10 protein-coding genes are annotated in these 11,818 nt (G+C 69.6%); 5 read left to right on the top strand and 5 right to left on the bottom strand.

The annotated features are described in order from the left end of the window. Window position 1: 1 nt before the first annotated feature. From EPO51_RS01805 to EPO51_RS01785, 5 genes are all read right to left on the bottom strand, one after another. A complete protein-coding gene (locus EPO51_RS01805; RefSeq protein WP_293345349.1) occupies window positions 2-3,187 on the bottom strand; it encodes an efflux RND transporter permease subunit in 3,186 nt (1,061 codons plus the stop codon). A 4-nt stretch (window positions 3,188-3,191) separates the two neighbouring features. After that, window positions 3,192-4,457 carry an efflux RND transporter periplasmic adaptor subunit gene (locus tag EPO51_RS01800; protein ID WP_293345347.1) on the bottom strand — a complete coding sequence of 422 codons (1,266 nt, stop codon included), beginning with the start codon at window positions 4,455-4,457 and terminating at the stop codon, window positions 3,192-3,194. Window positions 4,458-4,684: 227 nt separating this feature from the next. After that, window positions 4,685-4,945, bottom strand: a complete 261-nt coding sequence (locus tag EPO51_RS01795) for a hypothetical protein (protein ID WP_293345345.1) — start codon at window positions 4,943-4,945, stop codon at window positions 4,685-4,687. 54 nt (window positions 4,946-4,999) lie between these two features. After that, window positions 5,000-5,272: a hypothetical protein gene (locus EPO51_RS01790; RefSeq protein ID WP_293345343.1), complete on the bottom strand. Its 273-nt coding sequence runs from the start codon at window positions 5,270-5,272 to the stop codon at window positions 5,000-5,002. Window positions 5,273-5,317: 45 nt separating this feature from the next. After that, window positions 5,318-6,085 (bottom strand): competence/damage-inducible protein A, encoded by a 768-nt coding sequence (locus EPO51_RS01785; RefSeq protein ID WP_293345341.1) that lies wholly within the window; start codon window positions 6,083-6,085, stop codon window positions 5,318-5,320. 54 nt (window positions 6,086-6,139) lie between these two features. On the opposite strand from EPO51_RS01785, the gene sfsA reads away from it, so the two are divergent. From sfsA to EPO51_RS01760, 5 genes are all read left to right on the top strand, one after another. After that, window positions 6,140-6,859: a DNA/RNA nuclease SfsA gene (gene sfsA / locus EPO51_RS01780; protein ID WP_293345339.1), complete on the top strand. Its 720-nt coding sequence runs from the start codon at window positions 6,140-6,142 to the stop codon at window positions 6,857-6,859. Between the two features lie 49 nt (window positions 6,860-6,908). Continuing rightward, on the top strand, window positions 6,909-8,084 hold the full coding sequence (locus EPO51_RS01775; protein WP_293345337.1) for a sensor histidine kinase: 1,176 nt from the start codon (window positions 6,909-6,911) through the stop codon (window positions 8,082-8,084). 156 nt (window positions 8,085-8,240) lie between these two features. Next, on the top strand, window positions 8,241-9,059 hold the full coding sequence (map, locus tag EPO51_RS01770; protein ID WP_293345335.1) for a type I methionyl aminopeptidase: 819 nt from the start codon (window positions 8,241-8,243) through the stop codon (window positions 9,057-9,059). A 32-nt stretch (window positions 9,060-9,091) separates the two neighbouring features. After that, window positions 9,092-10,732, top strand: a complete 1,641-nt coding sequence (locus tag EPO51_RS01765; RefSeq protein WP_293345333.1) for a hypothetical protein — start codon at window positions 9,092-9,094, stop codon at window positions 10,730-10,732. 203 nt (window positions 10,733-10,935) lie between these two features. Continuing rightward, window positions 10,936-11,814: an ABC transporter ATP-binding protein gene (locus EPO51_RS01760; protein ID WP_293345331.1), complete on the top strand. Its 879-nt coding sequence runs from the start codon at window positions 10,936-10,938 to the stop codon at window positions 11,812-11,814. The last annotated feature ends 4 nt before the right edge of the window (window positions 11,815-11,818 follow it).

Here is an 11,818-nt window from a genome sequence, read left to right as displayed (position 1 = left end):
GCTACTCCGCCGGGTGCTCCGGGGATTTCAGAGCCTCGCATTCCTGCGGCTTCCACAGGCGGTCCGAGATGAAGCGGCACATCACGTAGAAGGCCGGCGTGAACAGCAGGCCGAAGCCGGTCACCCCGATCATCCCGAAGAACACCGCCGTCCCCAGGGCCTGGCGCATCTCCGCGCCCGGGCCGCTGGCGATCACCAGGGGCAGCACGCCCAGGATGAAGGCGAACGAGGTCATCAGGATCGGCCGCAGGCGGGTGTGGGCCGCCTCCACCGCCGCGTCCCAGCGGCTGAGCCCGCGTTCCTCGGCCTGCTTGGCGAACTCGACGATTAGGATGGCGTTCTTGGCGGCCAGCCCGATCAGCACCACCAACCCGATCTGGGTGAGGATGTTGTTGTCGAAGCCGCGCAGGTTCACTCCCAGGATCGCGGCCAGCAGGCACATCGGGACGATCAGGATGATCGCCAGCGGCAGGGTCACGCTCTCGTACTGCGCCGCCAGCAGCAGGAAGACGAACACCACCGCGAGGCCGAACGCGATGGCGCCGGTGTTGCCCGCCGTCTTCTGCTGGTAGGCCAGCTCGGTCCATTCGAAGCCGAAGCCCGCGGGCAGCCGCGCCTTGGCCAGTTCCTCGACCTTGTCGAGCGCCTGGCCGGATGAATAGCCCAGCTTGGTGTCGCCCTGCAGCTCGGCCGCCGGATAGAGGTTGTAGCGCACCACCCGATAGGGGCCGCTGTCGTCGCGGATCGTCGCCAGGGAGCCCAGCGGCACCATCGCGCCCGACAGCGATCGGGTCTGCAGCCGCGCGATGTCGGAGGACTCATCCCGATAGGGCGCGTCGGCCTGGGCGGTGACGCGGTAAGTGCGGCCCAGGTAGTTGAAGTCGTTGACGAAGGCCGAGCCCAGATAGACCGACAGGGCCTCGAACACCCGCTCCGGCGGAACGCCCGCCATCTGGGCCTTGTCCCGGTCGATGTCGGCGTAGAGCCTGGGCGTCGAGGTGTTGAACAGGGTGAAGACCGACGTCAGCTCTTCCTGCTGGTTGCCCTCCACCATCATGTCGACCGTCGCCTGCTCGAGGGCGCGGTAGCCCTTGCCCATGCGGTCCTCGACCATCAGCTTCCAGCCGCCGCCGGTGCCGATGCCGCTGACCGGGGGCGGCTGGATCACCAGCACGTTGGCGCCGGCGATCTGCCCCAGCTTCTGGCGCAGTTCGTCCAGCACCGCCTGGGCCTTCACCCCCTCCTTGCTGCGCTCGTGGAAGGGTGTCAGCGGCAGGAAGATGGTTCCTGCGTTCGGGGCGTTGGTGAAGGTGGTGCCATCCAGGCCCACGAAGGCGGCGGCGTGCTCGACGCCCTTCGTGTCCATGGCGGTGTCGACCACCTGCCTCACCAGCTTGTCGGTCCGCGCCAGCGACGAGCCGGGCGGCAGTTGCACGACGGCGATGAAGTAGCCTTGGTCCTGCGCCGGGATGAAGCCGGTCGGCGTGGCCGAGAAGCGCCACGCGGTGAGGCCCAGCAGCACGGCGTAGACCGCCAGCATGATGACGCCGCGCCGGACCGTCAGGGCCGTCAGCTTGCCGTAGCGGCTGCTCAGCACCTCGAACCCGTCGTTGAACTTCCAGGCGAACGCCTGGAACGGCCGCCGCCAGCCCTTGGCCGCAACCCGATGCTCGGGGTGGCGGCGCAGCACCAGCGCGGCCATGGCCGGCGACAGCGTCAGGGAGACCAGGCACGAGATCACCGTGGCGCTGGCGATGGTGAGCGCGAACTGCTTGTAGAACTGGCCGGAAATGCCGGTGATGAAGGCCGTGGGGACGAACACCGCCACCAGCACCAGGGCGATGGCGATCAGCGCGCCGCCCACCTCCTCCATGGTCTTGTAGGCCGCCTCCCTGGGGGTCATGCCGGCCGCGAGGTTCCGCTCGACGTTCTCGACCACCACGATGGCGTCGTCGACGACGATGCCGATGGCCAGCACCAGGCCGAACAGCGACAGGTTGTTCAGCGATGCCCCGAAGCCCGCCATCACCGCAAAGGCGCCGACCAGCGAGACCGGGATCGCCAGCACCGGAATGATCGCCGCGCGCCAGGTCTGCAGGAAGACGATGACCACCAGCACGACCAGCAGCACCGCCTCGAACAGGGTCTTGCGGACCTCCTTGATCGACTCGGCGACATACTCGGTCGGGTTGTAGATGACGGTGTACTTCAGGCCGGGCGGGAAGGCCGGGCCCAGCTCCTTCATGGTCTTCAGCACGCTGTCGGCGGTGGCGAGCGCGTTCGAGCCTGGCCTCTGGCTGATGCCGATGGCGACCGCCTTCTGGCCCCGGTCGAGGTAGGCGTTGACCCGGTAGTCCTGGGCGCCCAGTTCCACCCGTCCCACGTCGCTCACCCGCACGATGCGGCCGGTGGCGTCGTTCTTGAGGATGATGTTGGCGAACTGCGCCGGGTCGGTCAGCCGGCCCTGGGTGTTGATATTGAGCTCGAAGTCCGAGCCCGCCGCGCTGAACGGCGCCTGGCCGACGGCCCCCGCCGCGACCTGGACGTTCTGGGCCCTCAGGGTCGCGACGATCTCGCCGGCCGTGAGGTTGTGCGCGGCCGCCTTGTCCGGGTCGATCCAGACCCGCATGGCGTAATCGCGGGCCCCGAAGATGCGTGCGTCCCCCACCCCGTCCAGCCGGGCGAGCCGGTCGCGGACCTGCAGCAGGGCGTAGTTCGAGATGTAGTCCGGGCTGCGCGACCCGTCCGGCGAATAGAGGTGGATCACCATCAAGAGGTCTGGGGACGCTTTGCGGGTGACCACGCCCAGCCGGCGCACGTCCTCCGGCAGCCGGGGTTCTGCCGAGGCGACCCGGTTCTGCACCAGCACCTGGGCGTTGTTCAGGTCCGTGCCCAGCTTGAAGGTGAGTGTGATCGTGAGCAGGCCGTCCGAGGTGGACGACGAGGTCATGTAGAGCATGTCCTCGACGCCGTTGATCTCCTGCTCCAGCGGCTGGGCCACCGTGTCGGCGATCACCTCGGCCGACGCGCCCGGATAGGTCGCCGTCACCGTGATCGTCGGCGGCGCGATCTCCGGATATTGGGCGATCGGCAGCGACGGATAGGCGAACGCGCCCACCAGGATGATGATCACCGAGATGACGGCCGCAAAGACCGGCCGGTCGATGAAGAAGCGCGAGAACCGCATCGGACTACCGGCCGCTTTTGGCGGTAGTGGCCTGGGCGGCCGGCTGCTCCAGCACGCTGGGCTGCGGCGCAGTCGGGGCGGCGCTGACGATCCGGCCTGCCTTCGGCGCGACCTTCATGCCGGGACGCACGCGGGCCTGGCCCTCGATGATCACCCGGTCATTGGCCGAGAGTCCGCTGCGGACCACCCGCAGGCCATCGACGATGGGCCCCAGGATCACCTTGCGCGGCTGCACCGTGTCGTCCCTGGCCGCCACCAGAACCACCTTGTCCGACTGGTCGGCCAGCACCGAGGCGTCCGGAACCAACAAGGCGGTATAGGCGCCCGAACCGAGCAGCCGCATGCGGCCGTACATGCCCGGCGTCAGCAGGTTATTGGGATTGCGCACCACCGCGCGGCCGCGGATCGTGCCCGAGCCGGTGTCCAGCGCGTTGTCCACGAAATCCATCCGCCCGTGCCAGTTGTAGCCGGTCTCGTCCTGGAGCTGGATATCCACCGGGTTGGACGCATAGCGCGAGCTGGTGCGCGTCCCGGCCTCGTTGGCCCTTTGGTACTTCAGGTAGACCGCCTCGGAGCCTGTGAACGCGAAGTGCATCGGGTCCAGCGAAACGACGGTCGTCAGCAGGGTCGCCTCCGACCCGCTGGCGGCCACGAGGTTGCCCACATCGACCCGGTGATCCGAGACCCGGCCTGCGATCGGCGAGGTGATACGAGTGAACGAGACGTCCAGCTGCCGGGCCTGCACCTGCGCCCTGGCGGCCTCGACGGCGGCGTCGGCCGAGCGCTGGGTGGCCAGCCTCGCGTCGTAGACGGACTTCGAGACGAACCCCTTGTCGAGCAGGGTCTTGGCCCGTTCCAGCTCCACCTTGGCGTTGGCGGACTGGGCCTCCGCGCTGGCCTGGTCGGCGCGGGCCTGGGCGAGGGCCGCCTGGTAAGGGCGCGGGTCGATCACGAAGAGCAGTTGGCCCTTCCTGACGATGTCGCCGTCGCGGAAACCGACGGTCTGGACATAGCCCGACACCCGCGGCCTCACCTCGACCGATTGGATCGCCTCGAAGCGCCCGACAAACTCGTCCCAGTCGATGATCTGCCGCGCCAGGGGCGCGGACACCGTCACCGGCGGCGGCGGCGGCGGGCCATCGGCCTTCTTCGCCCCGCAGGAGACAAGTAGGGGAAGAATGAGGGCCCCCACGGCCCAGCGGACCGCTCCCGACATGGCGAGCTCCTTGTCGCAGGTCTCGGCGCACACGCCCGCGCCGGGCCGCCCCATCAGCGGCGCCGCTAGGTTAGCTGGTAACCCTGCGGCAATCTGTCCAGACTTTCGCATGAGCCGATCCTGTCGTTCCGCGTGTTGTCCACACGTTTGAATGGATTTCCGGCGCTGGGCGCCAGGCCGCCGCGCAGCTCATGGCTGGCGCTGGCCGTCGGCGCGGGCTCGGACATATAGAACGCACAGGTTATCCACAGGCGGAAGGCCGAGCCTGTGGATGGGCCAGGTCATTTGATCGGATTGTTCGTCTGCGCCTTTTCGATATCGGCACGGGCGTCGGCCCTGCGCTGCTCCCAGTCGGCCTGGGTCAGGCACACCCGTTCCTTCATCCGACTGCCGAGCACGGGCTCGCGCTTGCAGACCATCTCGTCGGCCCGCGGCTTGGGCGGGCTCCTGGCCGGCGCGGTGGCGACGGCGGGCTCGACCGTCGTGGGCGCCCCGGCCTGCGCCGGCGCCGCAGCGGCGGCGAGCAGGACGGCAGCGAACATCAAGGACACCATGGCTGAGAGACTCCCCGTGCGCGGCGCTCGCCGGCCGCCCGGCTAGAAGGTCAGCGGCTTGACGCTCTGACCCTTCTCCACATCGGCGCGGGAGTCGGCTTTGCGCTGATCCCAGTCGGCCTGACTCATGCAGACCCGTTCCTTCATTCGGCTGCCGAGCACGGCCTCGCGCTTGCAGACCATCTCGGTCTTGTCGGCCTTTGTCGCCTTGGTCGGCGTCGCGGACGGCGCGGCGGCCATCTTGGCGGTGGCGGCCTGGCCGGCCGGATCTGCGGCGCCGGCGAGCAGCGCGGCGGCAAACACCAGGGAAATCATCTGAGCGCTCCTTACCAAGGGCGAAAACCGGGTGACATATAGTTGTTACGCTACCTCTATCTCGCGGACGTTGTCGATGCCCGCTTGTCGCAACGCGGCGACGAGTTCCTCGACCACTTCCACCAGCTGCGCCGGGTCGCGACCCCGCACCACGAGGTTCGAGCCGTAGCCCTCGGGCCCGAAGAACGGATAGCTGCCCAGCGACATGTCGCCGTGCGCCCTGGCCACCGCCTCCAGCGGCGCGGCGATCTGGCCCTCGCCCGAGCCCTCCACCCGTACCGTCCGCGAGACCGTGGGCCGACCGCCCCGCATCCTCGGGCCCACGTCCTCCAGCATGCCGCGCATGATCTGCGGCACGCCGGCCAGGGTGAACACATTGCCGATGGTGAAGCCCGGCGGCCCCTGGACCGGATTCTTCACCAGCGCCCCGCCGACCGGCACCCGCGCCATCCGCCGGCGCGCAGCGTTCAGCTCGTCGCCCCAGCGCGCCGTCATCATGGCCATGATCTCGGGGTGCTCTTCCAGCTCGACGCCGAATGCGGCCGCGACGGCGTCGGCGGTGATGTCGTCGTGCGTCGGCCCGATCCCGCCGGTGGTGATGACGTAGTCGTAGCGGGCGCGCAGCGCGTTCAGCGCCTCGACGATCTCCTCCAGCACGTCGGGCACCGTGCGCGCCTCGGCCAGGTCGACGCCCAGCACGCCCAGGTACCGCGCGATGTCGCGCAGGTTGGTGTCCTGGGTGCGGCCCGAGAGGATCTCGTCGCCGATGATCAGCACCGCGGCGGTGACCCGTTCTTCTCCGTCGCTCGCCATCCGCCGATCCCTCGCCTACATCACGCTGCCTTCAGCTTCGGACTAAAGCCATCCATGGACTTCCCGCAACCACTGGAACGCGGCGTACTGGTGAGCCGCTACAAGCGCTTCTTCGCCGACGTGGTCATGGAGGACGGGCGCGAGATCACCGCACATTGCCCGAATCCCGGCGCCATGCTGGGTCTGAACACGCCCGGCCTGCCCGCCTGGCTCTCGAAGTCCGACGACCCCAAGCGCAAGCTGGCCCATACCCTGGAGCTGGTGGAGGCCGACGGCGGCCTGATCGGCATCAACACCATGCATCCCAACCGTATCGTGGCGGAGGCCCTGGCCGCCGACGCGATCCCCGAGCTCGCCGGCTACGCTAGTCACCGGCGCGAGGTGCGCTACGGCGAGAACAGCCGCGTCGACTTCCTGCTGGAGCATCCGGACCGCGCGCCGTGCTGGCTGGAGGTGAAGAACTGCCACCTGCGCCGCGCAGGGACGCTGGCCGAGTTCCCCGACTGTGTCGCCGCCCGCTCGCTGAAGCACCTGCGCGAGCTGACCGCCATGGTCGAGGCCGGCCAGCGGGCGGTGATGCTGTTCGTGATCCAGCGGGCGGACTGCGACGCCTTCGAGGCCTGTCACGACCTGGACCCGGCCTACGCGAAGGGCCTCACGGCCGCCGCCGCCGCCGGCGTGGAGGTCCTGGCCCACGCCTGCGCCATCACGCCGCATTCCGTGACGCTCGCTCGAAAGGTGCCTTGGCAAGATACGCAACCTTGGCTGCAATGAGGTCGTAACACCTCCCCGGATAGTGCTTCGGGGAGCGAGGAAGGGTCCGATGACGTCGCGTGCGGAGAGGTCTGAAGAGGGGGCCACGGTCAGCTGGCTGCCCCGGGCGCGGTTCGCGCGCCTGGCCAAGGCGGTGAAAGACCTCAGCGCCGCCCGGACCCACGAAGCGATCATCGACATCACCCGCCGCGCCGCGCGCGACATCACCGGCTCGCTCGGCGTGGCCATCGTCCTGCGCGACGGCGACCGCTGCCACTACATCGCCGAGGACAGCGAAGTCCCGCTGTGGACGGACCAGAAATTCCCGCTGACCGCCTGCATCTCGGGCTGGGCGATGCTGAACCGCCGGCAGGCGGTGATCCCCGACATCTATGTCGACGACCGGATCCCGCACGAGGCGTACCGGCCGACGGGCATCCATAGCCTGATCATGACCCCCGTCGGCGAACCCGACCCCTTCGGCGCGCTGGGGGCCTATTGGCGCGACGTCCGCGAGGCGTCCGAGGACGAGGTCTCGGCCATGGCGGCCCTGGCGAGCTGCATGGCCACCGCCCTGCAGAACATCGACCTGATGGAATCGCTGCGCGCCGAGCTCGACCACAAGCAGCTCCTGGTCAACGAGCTGAACCATCGGGTGAAGAACACGATGGCCATCGTCCAGAGCCTGTCGGCCCAGACCTTGCGCGCCGACCGCCCGACCGCCCTGGCCCGCGCGGACTTCGACAGCCGGCTGATGGCGCTGGCCGGCGCCCACGTGCTGATGACCGAGGCCGAATGGCGCTCCGTCTCGCTGCGCGAACTGGTCGTGCGGACCACACAGCCCTTCGCGCAGGGCTCGGGGGCCGCGCGGTTCCATCTCGACGGCCCCGACGCCACCCTGCCGCCGAAGTCGGCCGTCGCTTTCGCCCTGGCGGTGCATGAACTCTGCACCAACGCGGCCAAGTACGGCGCCCTGAGCACAGGGGCGGGGCGCGTGGCGATCGACTGGGGCCTGGCCGAATCGCCCGACGGGCCCCGCCTGCGGCTGAGCTGGCGCGAGAGCGGCGGCCCGCCGGTGGCCGAGCCCGCCCGGCGAGGCTTCGGCTCGCGCCTGCTGGAACGCGGCCTCGCCGCCGAGCTGAGGGGCCAGGTGCGCCTCGGGTTCCCGCCGGACGGCCTGGTCTGCGAGATCGACGCCCCGGCCCCGGTGGACGATCCCGAGGGGCTGTTCCCGCTGCCCAGCTAGGCTTCGTCCGCCGGTTGGCTCGTCAGTTAGGGGGAGCTTCCGAACGCGAGCTGCTCAGCGGCCGGCCATGCTCCGCTCCGCGCCGCGGCGTGGTGTCCACGCCGCCGCCATTGAACTTCCGTGCTAGGGTTGCGACATAGGCGCCGGAGCATATCGATGACAGACACCCTCGAGGGCGAATACCGGACCGGCCAGATCAAGCTGCATGACGCCGCGGCTTTCGAAGGCATGCGCAAGGCTGGCCGGCTGGCCGCCGAATGCCTCGACATGCTGACGCCGCACGTGGTCCCTGGCGTGGTCACCGGCCACCTCGACGACCTGGCGCGTGAGTTCATCCTGGACCATGGCGCCCTGCCCGCCTGCCTGGGCTACCGCGGCTACACCAAGACCGTCTGCATCAGTCCCAACCACATCGTCTGCCACGGCATCCCCGGCGAGCGGGTGCTGCGCGAGGGCGACATCGTCAACATCGACGTCACCGTCATCGTCGACGGCTGGCACGGCGACACCTCGCGGATGTACGGCGTCGGCCCGGTGGCCCCGCGCGCCAAGCGGCTGGTGGACGTGACTTATGAGGCGCTGGAGCGCGGCCTGGCGGCCGTGAAGCCCGGCGCCCGGACCGGCGACATCGGCCAGGCCATCCAGTCCTACGTCGAGAGCATGCGCTGCTCGGTGGTCCGCGACTTCTGCGGTCACGGCCTCGGCAAGGTGTTCCATGACGCGCCGAACATTCTGCACTTCGGGCAGCGCGGCACGGGCGAGCTGCTGCAGCCTGGCATGTTCTTCACCATCGAGCCGATGGTGAACCTCGGAAAGCATCCCGTGAAACTGTTGTCCGACGGCTGGACGGCGGTCACCCGCGACAAGTCACTGTCGGCCCAGTGCGAGCACTCCTGCGGCGTCACCGAGGAGGGGATCGAGGTCTTCACCGGCTCGCCGACCGGCCAATTCAAGCCGCCGATCCTGAGCGCCTAGACGCGCCTCGCCAGCCGGGCGATGCTTCGCTCATGAAGCTCGTCCTCGCCCTCAGCACGGCCATGCTGGCCGCCACGCCGTCCGCCATCGGCGCGGACCTCAGCCTCGTGGGGATCGGCTTCATCTGCGGCGCGGAAACGGCCACGGCGCCGACGGGCGGGGCCGCGAGCGGCGTGATGCTGCCGGGATTCGGCGACGTCGCATTCGCGGTCGACACCACCAGCAAGGAAGCCGAGGCCTGGTTCAACCACGGCCTGCGGCTCTATCACGCCTTCGCCCATGACGAGGCCAAGGCGGCGTTCGCACGCGCAGCGGCGGCCGACCCGTCGTGCAGCCTCTGCGCCGCCGGGGTCGCGCTCTCGCTGGGCCCGACGCTCAATACCGGCATCACGCCGCTGGAGACGATCGACGCGCTGAAGATGGCCAGGCGGGCCGGCGAGCTGGCCAAGCCCGGCGACGTCCGCGCCAAGGGCCTCGCCGAGGCCCTCCAGCTCCGCTACGGCGCCGAGACGCCGAAGGAAGGCCGCGAGCAGGCCTTCGGCCACGCCCTCGACGCGCTGGTCCGCGCCGACCCCGCCGACAACATGCTGGCCAACCTGGCCGCCCACGTGCTGATCATCCCGGCCCGGCAGGACGACTATTCCGGCGTGCCGCGCGCCATCGAGATTCTGGAGATGGTGCTGGCGCGCAGTCCCGACGACAGCGCGGCCATCCACTACTACATCCACGCCACCGAGTTCGCGGGCAAGGCGGGGCTGGCCCTGCCCTACGCCAATCGTCTGGCCGACCTGTCGCCGGGCGCGGGCCATCTCGTCCACATGGGCACCCACACCATGATGCGGGTCGGTCACTATGAGGACGTGGCGCTCAACAACGCGCGCGCCCTGAAGGTCGACGCCGAGAGCCAGGTCGGCCTGGCGCAGTCCGGCGCGCTCAGCCAGCGCTACTACCTTCACAACTACCTGTTCGGTCTGGGCGGGGCCCTGATGGCCGGTGACGGCGCCCTGGCGGTGAAGTACGCCGACCACGCGGAGCGCACGTTCCCGAAGGCCGCGCCCGAGCGGAGCAAGGTCCTCTCCCGCGCCCGCAGCCTGGTGGCCTTGGCCCGCTTCGATCCGGAGCGCGCCCTGGCCGTGCCGGCCGGAAAGGACGATCCGCGGATCCTCGCCATCTACCGCCACTATGCCCGCGGCGAAGCGCTGGCCGCCAAGCGTGACGCCAAGGGGGTCCGCCGCGAGGCCGCCGCCATCGCCGCGCTGCGGGCCCAGGGGCCGAAACCCGCCGACCTCGGCGGCGAGGTGGACGTCGCCACGATCTCCGAAGGCGTCCTGCTGGGCCGCGCCGCCATGATCGCGCGCAAGCCCAGGGAGGCGGTCGGGCATTTCGAGCGCGCGGCCCTGGCGCAGGAGAAGGCCTTCCCGGTCCCGAGGAACTTCGACCCGCCCCCGTGGTGGTACCCGGTCCGCCGCAGCCTGGCGGCCGCCTACCTCAAGGCCGGTAAGCCGACCGAGGCCGCCGCCGCCGCCCGCGCCAGCCTCGCGGAGTGGCCGCACGACGCGCTCGCGCTGCGCATCCTGGCCCAGGCCGACAAGGCGAAGGCGACTGAGTATCGCGCCGAGGCGCGCAAATCCTGGCAGGGCGACTTGGCGAAGGTCCCCCTCGACCTCACCTGACGACCATGATCCTGCGCAGGCGGACCGTGCGCATCCGCACGGGCGACGTCGCGGAACCGGTCAGGCTCCGTCGCCGAAGCGGCAAGACCGGGTTCGCTCCGTGACGTAACCCGGTCATTCGGCTTCGTTACACATCCCTCACTTGCCGCCTGGCTTGCCCCGTTGCAGCTTGGCCGAGGGCTGGGGGTGGAAGTTAGAGGGTCATGCTTTCCATCAAGGGTTTGACGCACGTCTATCCGAACGGGACGCGCGCGCTGGACGGCGTCGATCTGGAGATCGGCAAGGGCATGTTCGGCCTGCTGGGACCAAACGGGGCCGGCAAGTCCACGCTCATGCGGGCGATCGCCACGCTGCAGACGCCGAGCCAGGGCTCGATCCGGTTCGGCGACATCGACGTGATCGCCAACCCTGAGGCGCTGCGCCGGACCCTGGGCTACCTGCCGCAGGATTTCGGGGTTTATCCGCGCGTCTCCGCCATCGACCTCCTGGACCACATGGCCGTCCTGAAGGGCATCGCCGGCAAGGGCGAGCGCAAGGACACGGTCGAGACCCTGCTGCAGCAGGTGAACCTGTGGGACGTGCGCAAGAAGGCCGTCGCCGGCTACTCCGGCGGCATGCGCCAGCGCTTCGGCATCGCCCAGGCGCTGATCGGCCGGCCGACCTTGATCATCGTCGACGAACCCACCGCAGGCCTCGATCCCGAGGAGCGCAACCGCTTCCTCAACCTGCTGGCCGAGATCGGCGAGAACGTGGTGGTGATCCTGTCCACCCACATCGTGGACGACGTCTCCGACCTGTGCCCCCGCATGGCCGTGCTGGCCGGCGGTCGCATCCTGAGGGAAGGCGCGCCGTCCGACCTGGTTGAAGGCCTGTCCGGCAAGGTCTGGAAGAAGATCATCGACCGCGGCGAGTTGGACGCCGAGCGCGCGCAACACCAGGTGATCTCCACCCGCCTGGCCGGCGGCCGCACCGTGATCCACGTCCTGGCCGACACTGTTCCGGGATCCGGCTTCGAGCCCGTCCAGGGCGGATTGGAGGACGTCTACTTCTCCACCCTCTCCGCCTCGCGCCGCGCGGCCTAAGGCG

It is taken from the genome of Phenylobacterium sp., assembly GCF_004297125.1.
Lineage (GTDB): Bacteria > Pseudomonadota > Alphaproteobacteria > Caulobacterales > Caulobacteraceae > Phenylobacterium.
The sequence above is the reverse complement of the archived record's forward strand: the minus strand, read 5'-3'. Positions and strand labels throughout refer to the sequence as shown.